Raw genomic sequence first — 24,482 nt, 5'->3', positions numbered from 1 at the left:
TGAAATTCAAATTTGAATCGGGTGAAAAATCACAAAAAGTATTTAAAGCAATCGAAAAAGGAAAATAAATTCCTGACGTATAGTTCCCCCTCAAGTAGTTTCTGCTCTTGATATCTGGACAACCCCATGAAACTATTAGTATGTGCACAAAACAATTACAATACTTATTTTTCAATGGTTTATGTTTTCGGAATGAGTTTAGGTGTATTTGGTGCCTTTGATTTTGCTGGCAAATACCCCAAGTAACAGTGTCATTTGCGAAGGTGGAGGTGGAAATAAAGATCATATTGTTCCGTATCTGGATTCCAAAAAAAATATCCAAAGCAATACAAACTTGTAAACCCAATACCAATTAATTCTTTACCAGTGTAAAAGAAAGGAATCACACTGTCTTGAAGGCAATTTTATAGATTAAAAAATTCACAACCAGATGATGAGTAAACATGAATTTTATTCCATAAAAAAAGGCAACCATTAAATCTGGTTGCCTTTTTTTTATTTTAAAATTTGTTTCAGCTCCTCTAAGCTTACTTTTTTCTGTTCTCCAGAAACCAAATCTTTCAAACTATATTGATTCCCATTCATTTCTTCCTCGCCTACGATTACCGCATACCGAATAAATCGCTTGTCGGCGTGTTGGAATTGCTTGGCTACTTTGGCATTATCAGGATACAATTCTACTTTGATTCCAACAGCACGCAATTCTTTAATCGCTATCATTGAATAGAACGCTTCTCTTTCACCATAATTAATGAACAACGCTTTGGACGTAGAAGTTACTGCTTCTGGGAACAATCCTAACTCTTCGACTACCAAATAGATTCGGTCGAGTCCAAAAGAGATTCCTACACCACTCATATTTTTTAATCCAAAAATACCGGTCAAATCATCATAACGACCACCGCCACCTATGGAACCCATGGCAACCGTTTTGGGAGCAGCGACTTCAAAAATAGCGCCTGTATAATAATTCAATCCTCGGGCTAGTGTTACATCCAAATCCAAACTAGCGGTTGACAATCCTAGATTGGTAACATTGTCACAAATAAAACGAAGCTCTTCTACTCCTTTTAATCCTTCGGCTGAGGAAGAAAGTAAAGCCGAAAGTTTCTCGATTTTCTCAGAAATGGTCCCCGTAAAATTGAATAACGGTTGCACTTTGGCAATCGCTTCTTCGGCAATTCCTTTTTCGATCATTTCTTTCTTTACACCGTCTTCGCCTATTTTGTCTAGTTTGTCAAGAGCTACCGTAAAGTCAATCAATTTATCAGATGCACCGATTACTTCGGCAATTCCGGAAAGAATTTTTCGGTTATTGATTTTAATGGTGACTCCAGCAAGGCCCAAAGCGGTAAAAACCGAATCGTACAATTGCACCAACTCTACTTCTTGCCACAACGATTTTGAGCCAACCACATCGGCATCGCATTGAAAAAATTCTCTGAAACGCCCTTTTTGAGGACGGTCGGCACGCCAAACCGGTTGGATTTGGTATCTTTTGAACGGAAATTCGATTTCGTTTTGGTGCTGTACTACGTAACGCGCAAACGGAACGGTTAAGTCATAACGCAAGGCTTTTTCGGAAATACTAGACGTCAATCGTGTGCTGTCTTTTGCCTCTAAGTGCGTTGCATTGGCTTTGGCTAAATAATCGCCCGAATTCAATATTTTGAAAATCAAACGGTCGCCTTCTTCTCCATATTTTCCCATAAGGGTTTCGGAGTTTTCAAAGGAGGGTGTTTCTATAGGTTGGAATCCAAATTTTTCGAAATTGCTTTTTATAATTTGGATAATGTATTGTCTTTTTGCCACCTCAGCAGGTGAAAAATCTCGGGTTCCTTTTGGAATGCTCGGTTTTGATGCCATTGTTTTTAGATTGCAGATTTTTAGATTGCTTCGCCAGTTCGCCCTTTGGGCTCGTGTGCCGATTTTAGATTAGATATCCAAAATCATATTTCATTATGAAAATCTAAATTGTTATATTTTAAATTTCCAATTGCAAATATCTTACTTTTAAAATAATTCCTTTTGAAAAATTTGTAATTTAATTGCATATGACTGTCTGTATTTCATATTAAGAGTCTAAATATTGAAAATAGACTTTGCGTCTCTGCGCCTTTGTGAGCTCAATTCCACGCAAAGGCGCTGAGACGCAAAGAATAGAAAAGATAGAATTTGTAAAAAAATATTCTAAATGATTTATTGCAAGAAATCATACTAGCAACTGGTTATCCTAATAATTCAAAGCTCTTCAATACCGAAATACCCTAGCCCAGATAGTAGTGAAAATCCTCCTGAGCCGGGGTTCGGCTCAGGAGATTGAAACGAATAGCTGGAATTAGCTCCTAAAAAAATATTTAGAGGAATTTCTCAAAAGGAAATTGTAACAAAAATTGTATTTTCGAGTCAAATAAAACATGATGCTAAAACTATTCAAAGAAAATATAAGAATCGCATTTGGTTCGATCCGAACTCAATTGTTGCGAACTATTTTGACGGTAATGATTATTGCCATTGGTATAACCGCTTTGGTTGGGATTCTGACCGTTGTATCGGCGCTTGAGAATACATTATCCACCGATTTTGCTTCGATGGGAGCCAATACTTTCAATATTAATCAATACGAGAATACTTCTCGAAGACGTGGCGGAGAGGAGCGAGAAATCATAAACCCTATTATTTCCTACCCAGAGGCGGTTGCTTTCAAGAATAAATACAATTATCCTTTTACGGAAACATCGCTTTCATTTACAGCGACATCTATTGCCGAAGTAAAATATGAAGCCGAAAAAACAGATCCACAAATAAGTGTTTTGGGTGTAGACGAGCATTTTTTGACCAACTCAGGACTCGAAACCAGTTCGGGTAGAAATTTTACTAATTTTGACATAAACAACAATGCTTATGCTTGTATTGTAGGCTCGGATTTTGAAAAAGGTCTTTTAAAAGATGTCAATCCTATAGGCAAAACCATTTCGATTCGGGGTGCCAAATTCAAGGTTATTGGTGTGTTAAAAGAGAAAGGTTCCACCTTTGGGAACAGTCAGGATTTAAGGGTATTGATTCCGATTCAAGTGGCACGTTCCCTATTTACGGCGCCCAACATCAACTACACAATGAGCATTATGGTTGCCAAAAAAGAGTTGTTGGATCAGGCCATCGACAATGCAAATAGCGTCATGCGTAGAATCCGAAAATTAAGCCCTGTGAAAGACAATAATTTTGCTGTGGTACGAAGTGATGATTTGATAAACAGAATCCTTGGAATCACCAAATATCTAGGTTTTGCATCATGGCTGATCGGAATTATTACTATTTTGGGCTCATCCATTGCCTTGATGAATATTATGATTGTGTCGGTAACGGAACGCACTCGAGAAATTGGGGTTCGAAAAGCCTTGGGAGCCAAAAAAACGACTATCGCTTTTCAATTTTTTATAGAAACCTTACTGATTGGACAAATAGGTGGTTTTGTTGGAATTATTTTTGGAATTTTAATTGGTTACGGAATATCGACTGCTATAGATTTTGATTTCGTAATTCCCTGGGGAGCGATGGTGGCGGCATTTATTGTTAGTTTTATCGTGGCACTTGTTTCTGGTTTGTATCCTGCTATAAAATCAGCAAAACTAGATCCAATTGAAGCTTTGCGATACGAGTAGGTTTTTAATTTTCAGCAATAAATCCGTTCAAAAACAATAATTTGGGCGTGACCACATTAAAAAAAGGGGCTAACTTAGCAATGTGCTAGTTGCCCCTTTTCTTAATGTGGTCGTGCTATACGCGCTACTTCGGTAGCTAGCTTCTATCCCTCACGCAAATCACGTATAACGAGCACTGAACACTATTGACAAAAACCCAGCATCATTCTATCATTTCCATAGATATCTTTCCTTAATTCAATGTTCTTAAAATTCATTTCTTCAAACAACTCAATCATTTCTTTTCCTAAATATTGGTTGATTTCAAAATACAATTGTCCCGAATTTGATAGGTTTTTTTGTGCCAATTCGGTTATTTTTCTATAAAAAATCAAAGCGTCATTGTCTTCTACAAAAAGAGCCAAATGCGGTTCATGGTCTAAAACATTTTTCTTAATTTCCTCTTTTTCCAAATTCCGAACGTAAGGCGGGTTCGAAACAATAATATCAAATTTTTGACCTAAATCCAGCGTTTCAAGAATATTTTGCTGAATAAATGTAACACTAACTTCATTCCGAATTGCATTTTTTTGGGCTGTTGCCAAAGCTTTTTCCGAAACATCAATCGCAAAAACCTGAGCATTTGGTAGATTTTTGGCTAACGAAATAGCAATGCATCCGCTTCCTGTTCCTATATCCAGAATTTTTAAAGTTTGACTTTTGGCTTTTGACTTTTGGCTTTCTAAAATCCAATCCACCAATTCCTCTGTCTCGGGTCTTGGAATCAAAACATTTTCATTGACCTCAAAATCCAACCCATAAAAACTCGTATTCCCTAATAAATATTGAATCGGAATTTCCAATTTTAATTGTTCCAAAATCGAGTTCCAAATCGCAATTTCACTTTCAGAAAAAACCAAATCGGGTTGCAAAGCCAAATCGATTCTTTTCCGTTTTTGTTTCTCTTCTAATATTAAATAGAAAAAACTCTCCGCTTCGCCTTCACCATAAAGATAAGTAAGCGCTTGTATAAACTGAGTTCTGTATTCTTTTATTTTCATATTCAATGATTATTTTATTCCCCCTTCGGGGGTTAGGGGGCAAAGCATCCAAACCGGGCAACTTGTATGTCCTGTGCTTCCCATTGGAGAGCAAATGTTTTCGAAACCGACTTTTTTATACAATTTTTGTGCCTCTAACATAAAAGGCATCGTTTCTAGATAACATTTTTCGAACCCAAAATCTCTCGCACTTTGCAAACATTGCTCCATCATTTGACGGCCAATTCCTTTACCGCGGGTTTCAGGCAAAAAATACATTTTTTGCAACTCACAATAAATATCGGCTTCGTTTGCTAGCGGTGCCACTCCTGCTCCACCAACAATACGCCCTTCACTTTCGACCACAAAATAAACAGATCGTGGCTTATTGTATTCTTCAAACATCAAGTCAAGATAAGGATCTTCATAAGCAGTTCCTACTTTCGGTATATTCAGTTCATCAAAAACATCACGAATCAATTGAGCAACCGCTTGATTGTCTTCTTTTTGTATTTTTCTAATAACCCAATTATTCATAAAATACTATATTATTTATTCAACGTCACAAAAATAGCCATTGTAAACGGGAAAACATCCTAAGTTTTGAAACTAATTCCTATTTCCAAAATTACTACTTTTGCACAGTGAAGATACATGAAAAATACATGAGCCGTTGCATACAACTGGCCAAAAACGGACTAGGAACTACCTACCCCAATCCTATGGTTGGAAGTGTCATTGTATATGAAGGCAAAATCATAGGCGAAGGTTGGCATAAAAAAGCAGGAGAGCCTCACGCCGAAGTCAATGCCGTAAATTCGGTCCAAGATAAATCGTTGCTTAAAAAAGCTACTATCTATGTGAGTTTGGAACCCTGTAGCCATTTTGGAAAAACACCTCCTTGCTGCGATTTGATTATACAAAACAATATCCCAAATGTGGTTATTGGAACTGTAGACCCCAACATCAAAGTAGCAGGAAACGGTATCAAAAAATTAATAGAAGCAGGCGTTCATGTCACTATTGGAATACTCGAGGACGAATGCAACGAACTCAACAAGCGCTTTTTTACATTTCATCAAAAGAAGCGACCTTACATTATTTTAAAATGGGCAGAGAGTCAAGATGGATTTATAGCTCCTCTCGAAAAAGCCGAAAAAAAACCCGTTTGGATTACCAATGAATTTTCGAGACAATTGGTTCATAAATGGCGCACCGAAGAACAAGCTATTCTAGTCGGAACACAAACCGCTATTGATGACAATCCCAAACTAAATGCTAGAGATTGGTTTGGAAGCAATCCCATTCGATTGGTATTGGACCAAAATAATCGTATTCCAGTTGAGAATGCTGTTTTTGACAATCAAATCAAAACTATAGTATTTACAAAGACAAAAAATAGGATCAACAAAGAAAACACTATCTTTGAGGTAATCGATTTTAAACAAAATATTGCGCCACAAATTATTGCTGTTTTGTTTCAACATCAAATACAATCGGTTATTATTGAAGGAGGACTTCAAACGTTACAGACCTTTATCGATGCCAATCTTTGGGATGAAGCTCGAATTTTTTATGGAAATACAACTTTTGAGAAAGGAATCAGAGCCCCATTTTTATCAAAAACAAATTCTGAAAAACACCCAATGGACACCGATGAATTTTTAATAATCAGAAACCATGATTAATGCAATAATATTTGATTTTGGAGATGTCTTTATCAACTTAGATAAACAAGCAACTATGGATGGTTTAAAAAATCTTGGCATATCCCAGTGGAATGAAGATTTAAACCAATTGAACTTACAATATGAAATTGGATCCATATCCGAAGAAGATTTTTTATTTGGAATTCAAAAACATACCGATAACGCATCTATTGAGGACATCTCAAAAGCATGGAACGCAATATTACTGGACTTTCCATTGTATCGATTAGAATTCCTTCAAATGCTTGCCAAAAAGTACCGTTTATTTCTATTGAGCAACACCGATGCCATTCATATTGAAACTTTCGAACAAAAATCGGGCACTTCATTTTATAGTGATTTTTACCAATGTTTTGAAAAAGTATATTTTTCATTCGAAATTGGCATGAGAAAACCCAATCCAGAAGTTTACACTTTCGTATTGAACCAAAACGGATTGCAAGCCAAACAAACTTTATTTATAGATGACAAAAAAGAAAACACCGATGCAGCATTAGAACTTGGCCTTCCAGTTTGGAACTTACAAGTAGGTAAAGAGGATGTAGTTGATTTGTTTGATAAAAAAATAATTTAGAAGAATACCTTTGGAAATTAAAGACACCTACAAAACTATTGCATATCCTTCCGAAGAATCTTTACTCAAGGAAAAAAGCAGCAAATTCTTCGGTTACGCCTTTCCTATTGAATCGGAGGAAGAAGTAAAACCTATTATCGAAGTTTTAAGAAAACAACATCCACACGCTGTTCATTACTGTTATGCCTATCAAATAGGAACAGAAAGCATCCAATACAGAGCCAATGATGATGGAGAACCCAGTAATACAGCAGGAACCCCAATTTACGGTCAAATACAATCCTTTGGCGTAACCAATGTCCTTGTCGTGGTGGTTCGAATTTATGGTGGCATAAAACTGGGAGTAGGCGGATTAATCTCGGCTTACAAAACTTCTGCACAACTCACTTTAGAATCTTGTAAAATCATCGAAAAAACAATTGACATTCCTTTTCAAATTTCATTTGATTATAAAAATATGAATAAAGTGATGCGAGTGATCAAAGAAAAAAAATTGGACATTGTATCTCAAGAAATGGAAATAAATGAAGAAACCAATTTACCAATAGGCAAATTTGTAATAAAAACCAGAAAAAAAAATGCCGAAATGGTATTCGACACTTTTAATTCATTGTTTGAAATTGACATAATAAAACTATAAATTCTCACTAAAAAGAGCTCCTTTTGATAATTATTCAAAAGTTTTTAGTAGTTCTAAAATGTAATCTGGAGGAGCAATCGGTTTACCTGTTTTTAAGGATACAAAAACCAACAAAAATTGAGCAGTTGTTAATAACTCCTTTGCTTCATTGTAAATTGCACAATCAAATTCAATCTTTACGGACGTCTGACTTTTGAAAACAGTATGCACCGTTAATAATTCATCATACCTAGCTGATTTTTTATAATTGATATTCATATTAACAATAGGTAATGCAATACCACTTTCTTCCATTTTTTTATATGAAATCCCTTTGTTTCTAAGCCATTCGACTCTTCCTATCTCAAAATAGGGAATGTAATTTCCGTGATAAACAACGCCCATTTGGTCTGTTTCTGAATAGCGAACACGAACTTGAATTTGATGATCTTTCATTAATTATGAATTAAAAATTTAAATTTCAAAAAGTGCCTTACAACAAAATTTTTGAAAATTATAGCCTATTTTATTTTTTTTTACAGATAATTGTTCACATATTTGTTATCCCGAAAAAAGAATAATTTTCACATTCTTTTTGCAAGAAAAAAAGCACTACAATAAAATAATTTAACTAGATATATGAACAAGACTGCACAATCAGTATGGGAAAACTGTTTGTCCTTCATAAAGGACAACATTCAAGATCAAGCTTATAAAACTTGGTTTGAACCAATTAAATCAGTTGAACTTACCGATAATGCATTATATATACAAGTACCTAGCAAATTTTTCTACGAATGGTTAGAAGAACACTATGTGAAATTATTAAAAGTTGCCCTAACCAAAGAACTTGGTAAAAATGCAAAGTTACTCTATAAAATCAAAATGGAGAACACTTATGGCAACAAACAACCATTTACAGAACAGTTGCCAAGTGCCAATAGAGCTCCTATGAAAGCGCAAGAAGTAGATGCTCCTTTCAAAAATTTAAACCCAGAATTAAAAAACCCGTTTGTAATCCCTGGAATTCGTAATTTAAAAATCGAATCTCAACTAAACCCTAATTATAGTTTTGACAATTTTTTAGAAGGAGATTCTAATAGATTGGCGCGTTCTGCAGGTATGGCTGTAGCTAATAAGCCTGGAGGAACCTCTTTCAATCCATTGTTAATTTTTGGTGGTGTTGGATTAGGAAAAACACACTTAGCACACGCTATTGGTGTTGAAATCAAAGACAAATACCCAGAGAAAACCGTTTTATATATTTCAGCCGAAATATTTACCCAACAATATATTGATTCCGTTAAGAAAAATAACAGAAATGATTTTATTCATTTCTACCAATTAATCGATGTTTTAATCATTGATGACGTTCAATTTCTTTCTGGAAAATCAGGAACACAAGATGTATTTTTCCATATTTTCAATTATTTACACCAAAACGGAAAACAAGTTATCTTGACTTCGGACAAGGCGCCTGTAGACATGCAAGACATCGAACAACGCTTATTGTCCCGTTTCAAATGGGGATTATCTGCTGAGTTACACCAACCGGATTATGAAACGAGAATTTCTATCTTAAAAAACATATTGTATCGTGATGGAGTTGAAATTCCAAACGAGATAATCGAATACGTAGCACGCAACATCAAATCAAATGTTCGGGAACTAGAAGGAGCAATTATCTCCTTGATTGCACAATCTTCTTTCAACAAAAAAGAAGTAACAATTGAACTAGCCAAAAGTGTCGTAGAAAAATTTGTTAAAAATGTAAAGAGAGAAATATCAATCGATTACATTCAAAAAATTGTATCGGATTATTTCCAATTGGACTTGGAAACCTTACAATCCAAAACAAGAAAAAGACACGTAGTACAAGCCAGACAATTGGCTATGTTTTTTGCTAAAAAATTCACCAAAGCTTCACTAGCAAATATCGGATCCCAAATAGGAGATCGAGATCACGCTACGGTACTTCACGCTTGTAAAACTGTTGACAATTTAGTGGCAACCGACAAACAATTCAAAAAATACGTCGAAGATATCAATTCAAAATTAACGCTATAAAAGCAGTATGCCTGTTAAAATTTTAATGGTTTGCCTGGGCAATATCTGCCGTTCGCCATTGGCCGAAGGCATATTAGCCTCCAAACTTCCTATTGATAAATTCCTTGTAGATTCAGCAGGAACAGGTTCTTGGCATGTTGGTCGTGCTCCAGACAATCGTTCTGTAGCCACCGCCAAAAAAAACGGCTTAAACATTTCTAATCAAAGAGGAAGACAATTCCAAAAAACAGATTTTGAAGCTTTTGACTATATTTTTGTAATGGACAATAACAATTACAATGATGTAATTCACCTCGCTCAGAATGAAATCCAAAAACATAAAGTAAAACTCATCTTGGACGCTATTTTTCCAAATGAAAACGTAGATGTTCCAGACCCTTACTATGGTTTAGCAAACGGTTTTGACATGGTTTATGAAATGCTCGATGAGGCTTGCGAAGTAATTGCCCAAAGGTTGATTACCAAACATTCAGGAGAAAACTAAAAAAGTTTTTTATAACTTTGTTTCAAACTGGAACTTTCCCCTCCAAGACCATTGACAGAAGTCAAATAAAGCAACTTATTCTTAAAAAGCGAAAACAATCCAAATGAAATCAGCACCGCTTCTTGGCAAACTATACTTAATTCCAACCACTATGGGCGATTGCGACCCTATGGATGTATTACCTCAAACCATTAAAAGATGTGTTGAATTAATTGATTATTACGTAGTTGAAAATGACAAAACAGCTCGAAAGTCTATCAAACTAACCAATCCCGACAAAAAACAATCCGAATTAAAGCTATTCGTTCTCAATAAATACACCGAAACCAAAGACCACCAAGAGTTCATCAAACCACTTTTGGAAGGCAAAAATATGGGACTTATGAGCGAAGCTGGTTGCCCTGGAGTAGCCGATCCTGGTGCTGTAATCGTAAAATTGGCCCACGACAAAGGCATTCAGGTTGTACCTCTTGTTGGCCCATCCTCTATTCTTTTGGCAATGATGGCTTCTGGTATGAACGGTCAAAGTTTTACTTTTCATGGTTATTTACCCATTGAAAAAGACGAAAAAAAAGCCAGTTTCAAAAGCCTAGAACGCATATCTTTTGAAAAAAACCAGTCTCAGATTTTCATCGAAACACCGTACCGCAATAACAAACTGCTCGAAGATTTAATTTTGACATTGCACCCCGACACCTATTTATGTATTGCTACCGATATTACTTTACCAACTGAATACATCAAAACAAAGAAAATTTCAGCCTGGAAAAAAGAAACTGTCGATTTACACAAACGCCCTACAATTTTTATCATTCATAAAATGTAAAGCAAACAAATATACCAATGTATTTTTCTTATATTTGTTTCGCTATTCAACCAAAAACAAATAAAATGAATTTTACGAAAAGAGATTTCAAAATGATAGCCTTAGGCTTTTTTACATTTTTAATCATTGATGGTATTTACAACTGGAAAGATTTCACAAAAGACTTTAAAGAAGGATGGAATTCAGTTCCTTACGCAAAAACTAAATAATACACTCTAAATCCTGTAAATAATTATTTTTACAGGATTTGTTTCTTAAACCACTTTCATTTGAGCGTGACCACATAAAAAAAAGGGGCTAACTTTTCATACCGCTCATTCAGCCCCTTTCTCTTATGCGGTCGGGTCATCCACGTTACAAGGTAACTAGCTCCTACCCCTCACGCAAAAGATCATCACGTTAAGCTTTCATCTATCCGAATTGAACAAAGATTTACGATAAAAATTATTACAAAATATCGAGAACGAGTACAACTACATTCATCGATTACCTTTTAAACAGAAAAGCGACAACAGAAATACTCTAAACGAATGGAATAAAAATTTATTTTATTATGCATGCATATTATTTTTTAAATATATTTACAATCCAAAAAAAATAAATTATGAGTTATACGGACAAAATGTTAAGAGACGATGCGTTAAAAGGCAAAGTAATTGTAGTTACAGGAGGCGGAAGTGGATTAGGAAAAGCGATGACCAAATATTTCTTAGAGTTAGGAGCACAAGTTGCTATAACCTCTCGAGATTTAGAGAAACTAAAAAGCACTGCGCAAGAATTAGAAGCCGAAACAGGAGGAACTTGCCTTCCACTTCAGTGTGATGTTCGTCATTATACAGAAGTAGAAAACATGCTACAAGAAGTGCTAAAAGCCTTTGGTAAGGTTGATGTTTTATTGAATAATGCTGCAGGAAATTTTATTTCACCAACAGAGCGCTTATCAGCAAATGCTTTTGACACTGTAATTGATATTGTTTTAAAAGGATCCAAAAACTGTACCCTTGCTTTTGGCAAACATTGGATAGATACCAAGCAAACATCAGCATCCGTTTTGAATATCGTCACCACTTATGCTTGGACAGGCTCTGCATATGTTGTTCCAAGTGCTACAGCCAAAGCAGGTGTTCTTGCCATGACAAGAAGCCTAGCTGTAGAATGGGCAAAATACGGCATTCGTACCAATGCCATTGCACCAGGGCCTTTCCCTACCAAAGGCGCATGGGATAGATTACTGCCTGGCGATCTAGCCGAAAAATTTGATATGGCCAAAAAAGTACCTTTAAAACGTGTAGGTGATCATCAAGAACTAGCCAATTTAGCGGCATATTTAGTTTCAGACTTTTCGGCCTATGTAAATGGCGAGGTAATTGTCATCGATGGAGGCGAATGGCTGAAGGGAGCGGGACAATTTAATTTACTAGAAGCCATTCCAGAAGAACTTTGGGATCAATTAGAAATGATGATTAAAGCAAAGAAAAAAGGTTAACCATTTGCGATATTCACCGATTAACATCAACAACTATTAAAAATAGCCAGAAATAACAGCAAAAAAATATATCAAAATAAAGAGAACTTTTTATAAGGTTCTCTTTTTTTTGATATAATAACTACCAAAAAAACAAATAATATATGGTATTATCAAGATAAATTGGGGACTGTGAAAACTATTTGTTTTTGTTAACAAAATAGATTTTCAAAACCCATAAATAATTGTATTTTTACCGTTCAAAATTTAGAAAATAAATGGGCAAAATCATAGCGATTGCGAATCAGAAAGGTGGAGTTGGAAAGACTACTACTTCTATTAACCTAGCGGCTTCATTAGGTGTTTTAGAAAAAAAGGTATTACTAATAGACGCTGATCCTCAAGCAAATGCAACTTCAGGATTGGGAATTGATGTTGAAACAGTTGAAATTGGAACCTATCAAATTCTCGAGCATAGCCATACTCCATTGGAGGCTATTGTAAAATGTTCTTCTCCAAATGTTGATGTAATTCCTGCACATATTGATCTTGTTGCGATAGAAATCGAATTGGTCGACAAAGAAAACAGAGAATATATGCTTAAAAAAGCATTAGAGAGCATCAAAGATCAATACGATTATATCTTGATTGATTGCGCACCATCTCTTGGACTTTTAACGTTGAATGCTTTAACAGCTGCCGATTCAGTAGTAATTCCTATTCAATGTGAATATTTTGCATTAGAAGGTTTGGGTAAATTATTAAATACCATAAAAAGTATTCAAAAAATTCACAATCCAGATTTAGACATTGAAGGATTATTATTGACAATGTTTGATTCCAGATTGCGTTTATCAAACCAAGTGGTGGAAGAAGTTCAAAAACATTTTAATGATATGGTTTTTGAAACAGTAATTCAAAGAAATGTAAAATTGAGCGAAGCTCCTAGTTTTGGGGAAAGCATTATCAACTATGATGCCACCAGCAAAGGAGCAGTAAATTATATTCATTTAGCTCAAGAAATTATAAAGAAAAATAGTAAATAGTTGTATGTCAAAAGCAATAAAAAAACAAGCCTTAGGTAGAGGTTTATCTGCATTATTAAAAGACCCTGAAAACGATATTCAATCGGTAGAAGATAAAAATGCAGATAAAGTGGTGGGGAATATTATAGAGCTTGAAATTGATGCTATAGAAATAAATCCATTTCAGCCCCGAAGTAATTTCAACGAAGATTCATTACGCGAATTAGCCACTTCTATCAAGGAATTAGGTGTTATACAACCTATTACGGTTCGTAAATTAGACTTTAATAAATACCAATTAATTTCTGGAGAGCGTCGTTTGCGTGCTTCAACTTTAATTGGACTTACTACTGTCCCAGCTTACATTCGTATTGCAAACGATAATGAGTCTCTTATAATGGCCTTAGTTGAAAATATTCAACGTCACGACTTAGACCCAATCGAGATTGCACTTTCATACCAACGATTAATTGACGAAATTCAATTGACACAAGAGCAAATGAGTGAAAGAGTGGGTAAAAAACGTTCAACCATTGCTAATTATTTAAGACTTTTAAAATTAGACCCTATCATTCAGACTGGAATTCGTGACGGTTTTATAAGCATGGGCCACGGTCGTGCCATCATTAACATTGATGATCATGATGTCCAAACGGATATTTATCAAAAAATTGTAAGTCAGAATCTTTCGGTTAGAGAAACAGAGACTTTGGTAAAAAACTACCACGAAAGTTTAAAACCAAAACCTTTAACTCCAACAAAAACATCTTCTTTTGAAATAAATGACGAAGACGTAAGTACTTTTAATAAGTATTTTGGAGCAAAAATTGATGTGAAAGTAGCTGGAAATGGCAAAGGAAAAATCACCATTCCTTTTCATTCAGAAGAAGACTTCAATAGAATAATAAAATTAATAGAAGGGTAGTGAATAAAATCATTTCCATAGGCCTATTGCTTTTTCTTTTAGGAAACGCAACCCTTTTTGCGCAAGCAAAAACGGATGCCGTACTACAAACAAAAGACACTTTAAAGGCAATAGAAATAGACCCTTTGACACCTGCAAAAGCTGCATTTTATTCCGCAATTTTACCAGGTTTAGGTCAAGCTTACAATAAAAAATACTGGAAAATTCCAATAGTATACGGTGCTATTGGAACCAGTTTATATTTTTATTCAGACAGTAAACAAAAATACCACGAATATCGTGATGCCTACAAAAGTCGATTAGCAGGAAATCCAGATTCTAATTACGACTATCTTTCAGACAAACAGTTAATCTCTGCTCAAGAGTTTTACCAACGAAATGCCTCTTTATCAGGTCTTTTTGTTATTGGATTTTACATTTTAAATATTATAGACGCCAATGTTGACGCTGCTTTAATACAATTCAATGTGAATCAAAGTTTATCATTACAACCACAAATTACTCCTGATGCTGTAACATTAAAATCAAATTTAGGACTAACTATTAATTATCGTTTTTAGATTCGAATTCTTTTCGTTTCTATTTAAAATAAAAAAAACAGATCATAAATGAAAATTGCACTTTTAGGATACGGAAAAATGGGGCAAGTAATCGAAAGAATTGCTTTAGAAAGAGGACACGAAATTGTTTTAAAAAAAGACGAATTCAACACTTATGATGGACTTTCTACTGCCGATGTTGCCATCGATTTTAGTGTTCCTTCAGCAGCAGTTAGTAATATTTCAAGTTGTTTCAATGCAAATGTCCCTGTAGTTTCAGGCACAACGGGTTGGCTAGAACATTATGATGAAATGATAGCGCTTTGCAAAGCAAAAAACGGTGGTTTTATCTCTAGTTCCAACTTTAGTCTAGGTGTCAATTTGTTTTTTGAATTTAATGAATATTTAGCCAAAATCATGTCGAAATTTGACCATTACAAAGTAAACATGGAAGAAATTCACCACGATCAAAAACTAGATGCTCCAAGCGGAACTGCCATTTCATTAGCCAAAGGAATAATCGAGAATAGTAATTATACGAATTGGACATTAGACACTCCAAAAGAGGATCAAATTCATATCGAAGCAATACGAGTAGGAACCGTTCCAGGAACTCATACTGTAACTTATAACTCTGATGTTGATTCTATCGAAATAAAACACACGGCTCTTAATAGAGAAGGTTTTGCTCTAGGCGCTGTAATTGCTGCCGAATGGCTGGCTGGAAAACATGGTATCTATACTATGAAAGATGTGTTAAATTTAAATTCTAAATAATAAACTCCAAATTCTAAACAGAAAATGGATTTCAAAATCTAATTTCAAATCTTCAAATTATGACTTTATATCTTTGGTTTGTATTTTTCTTAGCTGTTCAAGTAATTCATTTCTTAGGCACTTGGAAATTATATGAAAGTGCTGGAAGAAAACGTTGGGAAGCAGCAATTCCTGTTTACAATGCAATTGTTTTAATGAAAATAATCGGAAGACCTACATGGTGGACACTTTTACTTTTCATTCCAATTATAAATCTGATTATGTTTCCAGTTGTTTGGGTAGAAACTATACGCAGTTTTGGTAAAAAATCATTCTTAGACACACTTCTTGTTATCGGTACATTAGGTTTTTACATCTTTTATATCAATTACACACAACCTTTAAACTACGAAGCAGATAGGCATCTAAGTCCTGATCATAAAGCACAAGACACCATTAGTTCCTTATTATTTGCAGTGATTGTGGCTACCATTGTTCATACGTACTTAATTCAACCTTATACTATTCCAACTTCTTCTTTAGAGAAATCATTACTAGTAGGAGATTTTCTATTTGTAAGTAAAATGAATTATGGTGCGAGAGTTCCCATGACTACAGTAGCAATGCCAATGGTTCATGACACAATACCATTAACCAAACAAAAGTCATATTTAAATTGGCCTCAATTGCCTTATTTCAGACTCCCAGGCATACAAACCATCAATCGTACAGATATAGTTGTTTTTAATTGGCCTGCAGATACTGTTTTTAAATTTAGAGACCGATCTGGACTTAGAGTCGATAAGCCTATTGACAAAAAATCTAATTATGTGAAGCGTTGTGTAGGAATTCCAGGCGATAGTTTGTCTATAAAAGATGGATTAGTCTATATCAATGGAAAAGAATTGTATTTAGGCGATCGCGCAAAACCACAATTCTCATATAATGTAGCCATAGATGGAAAAACGCCTATTGATTTTGAATACCTTTTAAAAGATATGGATGTAACTGATGGTGCTGGTTTTATTAATGAATCAAGAGACACACTTTTTATAAGCGCATTAACAGCCGCAGGCGCTGACAGATTAAAGAATGTACCTGGAATAAAATCTGTAAACAGGATTATATCCAAAAATATTGAAGATGGAATTTTCCCACATATTAACAAATGGAACCGCGATAATTTTGGCCCAATCTACATACCTCAAAAAGGAAAAAAAGTTGCCTTAAATTTAGAAACTTTACCTTTTTACAAAACTATCATTACTGATTATGAGAAAAAAGATTTAAAAGTAAATGGCAATGAAATCAGAATCGACGGCAAAGTCGCAACAACTTACACTTTTGACCAAAATTATTATTGGATGATGGGAGACAACCGTCATAACTCTGAAGATAGTCGTTATTGGGGATTTGTACCAGAAAATCATATTGTTGGAAAACCAATATTTATTTGGATGAGTTGGGATACTAATGGTAAAGGTTTAAACAAAATTCGCTGGGACAGAGTATTTACAACAGTGAATGGTGAAGGACAACCACAATCGTATTTTAAATACTTCTTAATTGCACTAGCCGCCTTTTTTGTAGGCGAATATTTTTGGAAGAAAAGAAAAGCGAAAAAAGAATTATAAAAAATTTTCTGGATAACAATTAAGAATTTAAAAGTCATACTGTCAATAAAATGGCTTTATGACTTTTTTATTTATACCTTTAGAATATGAAAACGTTACTTCATCCGTCCTATTTCCCATCCATAAGTCATTTTGTTGCTATAGCACAATCTGACACTGTTACGTTTGAAATAGAGGATAATTTTCAGAAACAAACCAATCGCAACAGAACCTATATTTACAGCCCAAATGGGATTCAGTTATTAAACATCCCAATAAAACATTCGAATTTAGCACATCAGAAAACAAAAGAAATTAAAATAGAATCGGAGTTTGATTGGCAAAAACAGCATTTCAAATCATTAGAAGCTGCTTACAGAAGCTCCCCATTCTTTGAATATTTTGAAGATGATTTAATGCCTATTTTTCAAAAAAAATATAATTTTTTAATGGATCTTAATCTCGAAGCTTTTGATATTGTATGCAAATGTCTACGTATGAAATTAGAGTTTGATACCACAACAGAATATTTTCATGAAATAGACAAATCAGAAATAAATGATTTTCGCTATTTGGTAAACGGTAAAAAAGATCCTTCCGTATTTGAAAAATACACACAGGTTTTCGATGATAAATTCGGCTTTTTGAATAATCTAAGTGTTCTTGACTTATTATTTAATGAAGGAAGATATGCAATGGACTATTTAAAAAATCAAGTACTTATTCGATAAATCAGGATTAAAAAACTTTGAAAAACTTTAAAAAAATAAGATTTATACACTATTGAATCTTATTTTTTTAAAGTTTTTTTTATTTTTAATGACTGTAAAAAAAAAATCTATTTCATAGAAAGTTTTGCCATAATAGGAAAATGATCTGAATTTTGAAAATCTGGAAAGCTTTCAAATTTTTTAACATCCATAGTTTCATCGGCAAAAATATAATCAATTCGAGCTGGGTAGTACTTAAATTTATAAGTAGCACCAAATCCTTCTCCTGCTTCTTCAAAACTATCTTTCAATTTTCCTTTTATATTTCGATACACATAGGAAAAAGCGCTGTTATTCATATCACCACAGATGATAATAGGATATTTGCAATCTTTCTCATGTTCCTTAAAAATAGCAGCTTGTTCTTGTTGCTGTTTAAATGCTTTACTAATCCGAATAAAAAGGAACTTGGATTTTTGTTGATCAATCACATCTATATTTTCTGAAATTTCATTAACATCTGGAGAAATTTTTATAGACTGCAAATGCATGTTATACACTCGAATAATATCTTTTCCTTTCTTTATATCAGCAAAAACCACGTTATTGTTCGAATTAGGAAAAACAATATTCCCTTGATCAATAATTGGAAATTTTGAAAATATGGCTTGACCTGTTTTAATTTGCTTTCCTTCCATCAAAACATATTTATAAGGATATACCTTTAAATCAATATTTGCTGAATTGGAAAACTCTTGAATACACAGTATATCTGGGTTTTCTGAGTTGATAAATTCTAGTATTACATCTGGAATATCATCACGATCCAACCATTTAAAAACATTAAACAATCTCACATTATAACTCATAACCGTGAAATCTTTATCACTTTCTTGAAATTCTTTAGCAGAGAACTTATAGAACTTATTAAAAAAAGTAATACCAACCAAAAGAACAATACCCGATAAAATCATGCGTTTTTTGAATTGCATCGCCCAATAGACAAAAAACAATCCATTTGTTAAAAAAAACAAAGGCATAAACAAGGTAAAAACCGATAAAAGCGGAAAGATTTTTGGAGCCAAAAAAGGGAGTAAATAAGCTATGAATGTTAGTACTATAAGCACTAAATTCAAAAAAAACATTCCTTTATTAAACCATGAAAGGTTCTTCATTTTAATGCGTTTTAAACTTCAAGATCAAAAAATTCCTGATTTACACTTCAATATTTAGATAAAAATAAGTTATTTTCCGGCTTGAAACAAGAATTCTTTTTCTTCTTTACTCAAGCTGTCATAACCTGACTTACTAATTTTGTCTAAAATTTCGTCAATTTGTTGTTGCTTTTTATCTTTTATTACTATTTTAGAAATTGGTTTATCGACTACTTTTTTATAATTTTTATGGACCTTCTTAAAAGGTGTAGTTGGTTTTTTAAATAGATTAACAAAAAAATCGAAAACTACACTTACTGACTTACTCAAATCGGTACCATTTTGAAGCAATTTAATATAAATAAAACCAAAGAAAGCGCCTGCCAAATGCGAAATGTGCCCGCCTGAATTTTCTAACCGAATTTGCATCAGATCCAATATCAGTATCACTGCTGTAATATGCCATAATTTTACATTACCTAAAAGTAATAATCTAACATTCATCAAAGGACTATACGTGGTTACCGCAACCAAAATCGCCATAATTGCTGCTGAAGCTCCAATTACAGCCCCACTTAAATGCATCAAATTAAAACCAAAGACAAAGATAATACCCGAAAAAATGGCACTTAAAATATACAATCCCAAATACTGCTTGGAAGAGAAAAAAGTAAGAAACAGATAACTGGCGAAATTCAGCACCATCATATTAAAAAACAAATGCCAAAAATCATTGTGAAAAAAAGCATAGGTTAGAAAAGTCCAGGGCTTTAACACAAAATCGATTGGACTTGATGACAAGGCGATCCAATTGGGAAAGACAAAAACACCTTCTTTATATTGATAGAAAAAAATCAAGGAAACAAGAAAACAACCTATATTCCAATAGATCATTTTCATTGCGATTCCACCCAATTTATATTGCATTTTCAAATCGTCTAGGATGTTCATAATTAAAGTTATGAGTTATGAGTTATGAGTTGTCAGTCTTCTTAACAATTTCCCCTTTGGGGGTTAAGGGCTAATTCCAACGATGATTGTCAAATTGATTTTTTTTCCAATACCACATCATCACAAAACCAACCAATGCACCTCCAAGATGGGCGAAATGAGCAATTCCGCTCGAACCGCCAAACAACGACCCTCCTGAAACTCCCAAATATAAATCAATTAATAACAATCCAGGAACAAAATATTTTGCTTTAATAGGAATTGGAATAAACATTAATGCCAATTCTGCATTTGGAAACATGAAAGCAAAAGCTACCAACAATCCATAAATAGCTCCCGAAGCCCCTACAACATTACCCAAATACGCCCCCATAAAAGACTGAAAATCGGAAGGAGTTAATAATTCCTGCCATTTGGTATCAAATTTTCCCTCACTTAAAACTTTTAGAATTTCCACTTTTTGATATCCATTGGCAACCAAAGTATCAATTCCATTTTCAAAGAAATAATAATTTACTCCAGTATGCAATAAAGCAGCACCTAAACCACAGGAAATATAGAAAAACAAAAACTTTTTACCTCCCCAAAAATGCTCCAAAGCAGATCCAAAAGAATATAATGCAAACATATTAAATGCGATATGCATAATATTCGGCAACGGCGCATGCATAAACATGTGCGTGAAAAGTTGCCAAAAATGAAAATCCGGACTTTCAAAAAAATACATCGAAAGTAATTTATAAGCAGGTTCTCCAACAACCATGGAGCAAACATAAAACAACACGTTGATTATCAATAACTGTTTTACTGTAGGTGTGATATTCATCATAATGCAAATTTTTTATCTAAGTCTTCCACACGCATGGTGATGAAAGTGGGTTTTTGAAAGGGAGAAACATTTGGATCTTTACAGGCAAAAAGACCGTTTACTAAATTTTCCTGTTCTTTTTCGGTCAAATAAGTACCTGTTTTTACTGCCAAACTTTTTGCCATTGATTTGGCAATGGTATCGTTTTGGCTGAAACTATTTTCTGGAATTCCGTTATGTAAATCGCTTAACAATTGATCTAAAACTGCTGCAACATCGCTTTCGGTACTATTTACAGGAATACCCGAAATCACAATATGGTCCGAATTCGACTCTTCAAAAACAAAACCAGTATTTATCAATGATTGTTGTAAATCGCCAATAAGCTCCATTTCGCTAGCCGAATAAAACAAATTAATAGGAAACAATAATTGCTGACTAGAAGCATGTTGTACCGTCATATTGACAAGGAACTGTTCATACAAAACACGTTGATGTGCTCTGCTTTGATCTACAATAACCATTCCTGATTTTATTGGGGATACAATATATTTTTTATGAATTTGATACGTTTTATGCACCGTTTGCTCCACTTCTCCATCATTAAATAAAGAAGAAGTTACCTCTTCATTTTCAAAAGTAAATTCGTTATTTTCGAAAGTAAATTCATTGTTACTCGAAGCGAATGAATCACCGCTAGAAATGACTTCTGTATCATGTTTTACATCAACATACAGGCTTTCCCAGCTAGCAGTTGATTCTGATTTTTTATAGGTTGGAAAAAGCTTATTGGGCTTATCATCGGCAAAAGGATTGTAATTCCCATCCACTTGTATCGTTGGCACTTCCGCGTCTAAGTTTTTATAATGATAAGGAGTATCTAAATTAGCATCCCTTTCAAAATCTAAAACAGGAGCTACATTAAACTGTCCCAAACTGTGTTTTATGGATGCTCTCAAAATAGCATACATAGCACTTTCGTTATCAAACTTGATTTCGGTTTTTGTAGGATGAATATTGATATCGATGGTATTCGGCGGCACGGTTAAGTACAAGTAATAACTAGGCTGAGAACCATCTTTTAAAATTCCTTCGTAAGCAGCCATAACCGCATGATGCAAATAAGGACTTTTTATGAAACGGTCATTAACAAAGAAAAACTGCTCTCCCCTATTTTTTTTTGCAAATTCAGGTTTGCTTACAAAACCTTGTATATTCATCATTTCTGTATCTTCAACAACAGGTACCAATTTTTCATTTGTTTTTCCGCCAAAAAAATTTACGATTCGCTGTCTTAAACTTGATGGTGGCAAATTATACATATCGCTGCCATTATGATAAAAAGTAAAATGAATTTTAGGATGTGCCAAAGCTACTCGTTGAAATTCATCAATCACATGACGGTATTCCACCGTATCCGATTTCAAGAAATTACGGCGAGCGGGAATATTGAAAAATAAATTTTTAACGGCAAAAGATGTCCCTTTTGGCAAAACCGCCACATCTTGAGAGATAAATTTACTTCCTTCAATAACAATATGAGTCCCTAATTCTTCCTGCTCTTGCTTGGTCTTCATTTCCATGTGAGCAATCGCCGCGATAGAGGCTAAGGCTTCTCCACGAAACCCTTTGGTATGTAAGGAGAATAAATCTTCAGCTTGACGAATCTTAGACGTAGCATGACGCTCAAAACACATACGAGCATCGGTAACATTCATTCCTGAACCATTATCGATTACCTGCACCAATGACTTCCCAGCATCTTTAATGATCAATTTAATATCGGTTGCTTTTGCATCAACTGCATTTTCCAATAGTTCTTTTACTACTGAAGCAGGTCTTTGCACTACTTCTCCAGCAGCAATTTGGTTGGCAACATGATCAGGAAGTAATTGAATTATACTCGACATTAAGAATATTTTAGATTTCAGATTTTAGGTTTTAGATTTTAAATAAAAATTAAAATCAAAGATGACAAATTTAAGTAATTTCTATTGGGTTTTAGTGCTTTGCCTCTCATAAAAAAAACCAAATTTAAACAGAATGCTAACCCTTTTAAAACCAACAACAATGCTATTAATCTTTGACAGTTAATTCCTTTATTTCTTCTAGTGTAAACTTTTTATATGTGACTCCCATACTTTGGGCATACTCTTCAATGGTCGTCGAAAATCCAGCTTCTTTCCTCAGATCATTTACAGATTCTGCATTAAGAATTGGCCATACACAGTACCAGAACTCCTTTTTTCCAGTCGTAACGTTAAGAATGTATTGTCCCGAAACTTGAGTCCCATAAAGTTGCTCTTTCCCTTCATACATTAGCATTCTGTCTTGCATCATAGCGACTTTCGTAAAGGGTATTTCATTACTAGCTCCTGCTTCTTGAATCACCGGAAAATAATTTGCTATTTTATTGCTGTGTTGAATCACAATCCAAGCTACTTCATTGGTTGGTTCGCCAACCAAAGTTTTACCTGGATAACCCTGTTTTGCAATAATTTCCTCAATTCTGTTAAGATTAATAGAATCTCGAATTTTCAATATTTTATACACATTACCATTAGCAAAATCCTCTTTCGAGTAACCTGTTTCATTAAGTATTTGTAATTTTCGACTATCAGAAGTCTCATTATCAATATATTCTCGAAGAATTTGGTCTATTTTATAAATACCATCCAATTCCTTTTTCAAGTCTTCATTAATTGTTTCTTGTGCTTTAGCTAATCCATACACAAACAACAACATAATAAATGCATATTTTTGCATACAACTTATTACCATCGTTAATTTTTAAAATGTTTAACCTCAAATATAAACAATTAAAGAACCTTTGGTACATTCTGTTTATCACAATAAAAACATAAAAAAACCCATACAATTCAATGAAAAGTATAGGCTCTTTTTATAGTAATTTATGAATAGTGCTCAGTAATTAACTTATTACTTGAAATAATTACTCTTCTATTTGCAAAGGCAAATTCTCGATTCGCAAAGCACCTGGAGACAATAAATGTTGATTGTCAATTTGGTGAGACAACGAAGCTTGTTGACGAATATAGGCCATTTTTATGGCGGCAATTGCTGCTTCAGTACCTTTATTTCCGTGAATACCTCCACTTCGGTCTATCGATTGTTGCATGGTATCATCTGTCAATACACAAAAAATAACAGGAACATCCGTTTGAACATTCAAATCCTTAATGCCCTGAGTCACCCCTTCGCATACAAAATCAAAATGCTTGGTTTGCCCTTGAATCACACATCCAATAGCAATTACAGCATCAACATTTTGAGTTTGCAACATTTTTTTTGAACCATAAATTAGTTCAAAACTCCCCGGAACATTCCAACGAATAATGTGATGAGACGGCACTTCATTTTCCAACAAAGCAGTAATTGCTCCTTTAAAAAGTCCTTCGGTGATAGTATCATTCCATTCTGAAACAACAATCCCAAAGCGAAAATCTTTCGCGTTTGGGACTGTGTTTTTATCGTAATCAGATAAATTTTTATTTATGGTAGCCATATTATTTAAGATTGCAGATTTTAAATTTTAAATTGTAGCTATTAAAGATA

General features: G+C 34.1%; 25 protein-coding genes. 15 read left to right on the top strand and 10 right to left on the bottom strand.

The window, feature by feature from the left end:
- Window positions 1-495 precede the first annotated feature (495 nt).
- Entirely contained in the window at window positions 496-1,866 is a 1,371-nt protein-coding gene (hisS, locus tag OYT91_RS17685; RefSeq protein ID WP_281238978.1) for a histidine--tRNA ligase, read from the bottom strand.
- Between the two features lie 551 nt (window positions 1,867-2,417).
- Here hisS and OYT91_RS17680 point away from each other — a divergent pair.
- Window positions 2,418-3,662 (top strand): ABC transporter permease, encoded by a 1,245-nt coding sequence (locus OYT91_RS17680; protein WP_281238977.1) that lies wholly within the window; start codon window positions 2,418-2,420, stop codon window positions 3,660-3,662.
- Window positions 3,663-3,844: 182 nt separating this feature from the next.
- Here OYT91_RS17680 and prmC read toward each other — a convergent pair whose 3' ends face one another.
- Both prmC and OYT91_RS17670 read right to left on the bottom strand, forming a co-directional pair.
- Window positions 3,845-4,702 (bottom strand): peptide chain release factor N(5)-glutamine methyltransferase, encoded by an 858-nt coding sequence (gene prmC / locus OYT91_RS17675; protein ID WP_281238976.1) that lies wholly within the window; start codon window positions 4,700-4,702, stop codon window positions 3,845-3,847.
- Window positions 4,703-4,711: 9 nt separating this feature from the next.
- Entirely contained in the window at window positions 4,712-5,218 is a 507-nt protein-coding gene (locus tag OYT91_RS17670; protein WP_281238975.1) for a GNAT family N-acetyltransferase, read from the bottom strand.
- Between the two features lie 107 nt (window positions 5,219-5,325).
- On the opposite strand from OYT91_RS17670, the gene ribD reads away from it, so the two are divergent.
- Genes ribD through OYT91_RS17655 form a run of 3 tightly spaced genes read left to right on the top strand, consistent with a single transcriptional unit; the run spans window position 5,326 to window position 7,604 of the window.
- Window positions 5,326-6,369, top strand: a complete 1,044-nt coding sequence (ribD, locus tag OYT91_RS17665; protein ID WP_281238974.1) for a bifunctional diaminohydroxyphosphoribosylaminopyrimidine deaminase/5-amino-6-(5-phosphoribosylamino)uracil reductase RibD — start codon at window positions 5,326-5,328, stop codon at window positions 6,367-6,369.
- Window positions 6,362-6,964: an HAD family hydrolase gene (locus tag OYT91_RS17660; protein WP_281238973.1), complete on the top strand. Its 603-nt coding sequence runs from the start codon at window positions 6,362-6,364 to the stop codon at window positions 6,962-6,964. The genes ribD and OYT91_RS17660 overlap by 8 nt, the downstream gene beginning before the upstream one ends.
- Before the next feature lie 10 nt (window positions 6,965-6,974).
- A complete protein-coding gene (locus tag OYT91_RS17655; RefSeq protein ID WP_281238972.1) occupies window positions 6,975-7,604 on the top strand; it encodes an IMPACT family protein in 630 nt (209 codons plus the stop codon).
- A gap of 30 nt (window positions 7,605-7,634) precedes the next feature.
- On the opposite strand, the gene OYT91_RS17650 is transcribed toward OYT91_RS17655, so the two are convergent.
- A complete protein-coding gene (locus OYT91_RS17650; protein WP_269223662.1) occupies window positions 7,635-8,039 on the bottom strand; it encodes an acyl-CoA thioesterase in 405 nt (134 codons plus the stop codon).
- A 183-nt stretch (window positions 8,040-8,222) separates the two neighbouring features.
- Between OYT91_RS17650 and dnaA the strand changes: the two genes are divergently transcribed.
- The 11 genes from dnaA (at window position 8,223) to OYT91_RS17595 (ending at window position 18,014) form a co-directional block, all read left to right on the top strand.
- Window positions 8,223-9,650 carry a chromosomal replication initiator protein DnaA gene (gene dnaA / locus OYT91_RS17645; protein WP_269223663.1) on the top strand — a complete coding sequence of 476 codons (1,428 nt, stop codon included), beginning with the start codon at window positions 8,223-8,225 and terminating at the stop codon, window positions 9,648-9,650.
- Window positions 9,651-9,657: 7 nt separating this feature from the next.
- A complete protein-coding gene (locus OYT91_RS17640; protein WP_269223664.1) occupies window positions 9,658-10,134 on the top strand; it encodes a low molecular weight protein-tyrosine-phosphatase in 477 nt (158 codons plus the stop codon).
- 103 nt (window positions 10,135-10,237) lie between these two features.
- Window positions 10,238-10,960, top strand: a complete 723-nt coding sequence (locus OYT91_RS17635) for an SAM-dependent methyltransferase (RefSeq protein WP_281238971.1) — start codon at window positions 10,238-10,240, stop codon at window positions 10,958-10,960.
- Between the two features lie 65 nt (window positions 10,961-11,025).
- Window positions 11,026-11,169 (top strand): hypothetical protein, encoded by a 144-nt coding sequence (locus OYT91_RS17630; protein WP_269223665.1) that lies wholly within the window; start codon window positions 11,026-11,028, stop codon window positions 11,167-11,169.
- A gap of 395 nt (window positions 11,170-11,564) precedes the next feature.
- Window positions 11,565-12,446 carry an SDR family oxidoreductase gene (locus tag OYT91_RS17625; RefSeq protein WP_281238970.1) on the top strand — a complete coding sequence of 294 codons (882 nt, stop codon included), beginning with the start codon at window positions 11,565-11,567 and terminating at the stop codon, window positions 12,444-12,446.
- A gap of 257 nt (window positions 12,447-12,703) precedes the next feature.
- The gene (locus OYT91_RS17620; RefSeq protein ID WP_269223666.1) at window positions 12,704-13,471 is read left to right on the top strand and encodes a ParA family protein; all 768 of its coding nucleotides are present in this window, start codon (window positions 12,704-12,706) and stop codon (window positions 13,469-13,471) included.
- A gap of 4 nt (window positions 13,472-13,475) precedes the next feature.
- Window positions 13,476-14,375 carry a ParB/RepB/Spo0J family partition protein gene (locus tag OYT91_RS17615; protein WP_269223667.1) on the top strand — a complete coding sequence of 300 codons (900 nt, stop codon included), beginning with the start codon at window positions 13,476-13,478 and terminating at the stop codon, window positions 14,373-14,375.
- Window positions 14,375-14,935 carry a DUF5683 domain-containing protein gene (locus OYT91_RS17610; protein WP_281238969.1) on the top strand — a complete coding sequence of 187 codons (561 nt, stop codon included), beginning with the start codon at window positions 14,375-14,377 and terminating at the stop codon, window positions 14,933-14,935. The genes OYT91_RS17615 and OYT91_RS17610 overlap by 1 nt, the downstream gene beginning before the upstream one ends.
- A gap of 48 nt (window positions 14,936-14,983) precedes the next feature.
- The gene (dapB, locus tag OYT91_RS17605) at window positions 14,984-15,691 is read left to right on the top strand and encodes a 4-hydroxy-tetrahydrodipicolinate reductase (protein ID WP_281238968.1); all 708 of its coding nucleotides are present in this window, start codon (window positions 14,984-14,986) and stop codon (window positions 15,689-15,691) included.
- A gap of 59 nt (window positions 15,692-15,750) precedes the next feature.
- A complete protein-coding gene (lepB, locus tag OYT91_RS17600) occupies window positions 15,751-17,304 on the top strand; it encodes a signal peptidase I (RefSeq protein WP_281238967.1) in 1,554 nt (517 codons plus the stop codon).
- 86 nt (window positions 17,305-17,390) lie between these two features.
- A complete protein-coding gene (locus tag OYT91_RS17595; RefSeq protein ID WP_281238966.1) occupies window positions 17,391-18,014 on the top strand; it encodes a WbqC family protein in 624 nt (207 codons plus the stop codon).
- Window positions 18,015-18,121: 107 nt separating this feature from the next.
- Here the strand turns inward: OYT91_RS17595 and OYT91_RS17590 are convergent, their stop codons facing one another.
- From OYT91_RS17590 to ribH, 6 genes are all read right to left on the bottom strand, one after another.
- A complete protein-coding gene (locus tag OYT91_RS17590) occupies window positions 18,122-19,168 on the bottom strand; it encodes an endonuclease/exonuclease/phosphatase family protein (RefSeq protein WP_281238965.1) in 1,047 nt (348 codons plus the stop codon).
- Between the two features lie 69 nt (window positions 19,169-19,237).
- Window positions 19,238-20,098: a rhomboid family intramembrane serine protease gene (locus OYT91_RS17585; protein ID WP_281238964.1), complete on the bottom strand. Its 861-nt coding sequence runs from the start codon at window positions 20,096-20,098 to the stop codon at window positions 19,238-19,240.
- A 70-nt stretch (window positions 20,099-20,168) separates the two neighbouring features.
- The gene (locus OYT91_RS17580; RefSeq protein ID WP_281238963.1) at window positions 20,169-20,927 is read right to left on the bottom strand and encodes a rhomboid family intramembrane serine protease; all 759 of its coding nucleotides are present in this window, start codon (window positions 20,925-20,927) and stop codon (window positions 20,169-20,171) included.
- Window positions 20,924-22,816: a DNA mismatch repair endonuclease MutL gene (mutL, locus tag OYT91_RS17575; RefSeq protein ID WP_281238962.1), complete on the bottom strand. Its 1,893-nt coding sequence runs from the start codon at window positions 22,814-22,816 to the stop codon at window positions 20,924-20,926. Before mutL ends, OYT91_RS17580 begins: the two co-directional genes overlap by 4 nt.
- Before the next feature lie 166 nt (window positions 22,817-22,982).
- On the bottom strand, window positions 22,983-23,687 hold the full coding sequence (locus OYT91_RS17570; RefSeq protein WP_281238961.1) for a DUF6624 domain-containing protein: 705 nt from the start codon (window positions 23,685-23,687) through the stop codon (window positions 22,983-22,985).
- A 172-nt stretch (window positions 23,688-23,859) separates the two neighbouring features.
- Window positions 23,860-24,432: a 6,7-dimethyl-8-ribityllumazine synthase gene (ribH, locus tag OYT91_RS17565; RefSeq protein ID WP_281238960.1), complete on the bottom strand. Its 573-nt coding sequence runs from the start codon at window positions 24,430-24,432 to the stop codon at window positions 23,860-23,862.
- Between the last annotated feature and the right edge of the window lie 50 nt (window positions 24,433-24,482).

The organism is Flavobacterium praedii, from assembly GCF_026810365.1.
GTDB classification, from domain to species: Bacteria; Bacteroidota; Bacteroidia; order Flavobacteriales; family Flavobacteriaceae; genus Flavobacterium; species Flavobacterium praedii.
The sequence above is the reverse complement of the archived record's forward strand: the minus strand, read 5'-3'. Positions and strand labels throughout refer to the sequence as shown.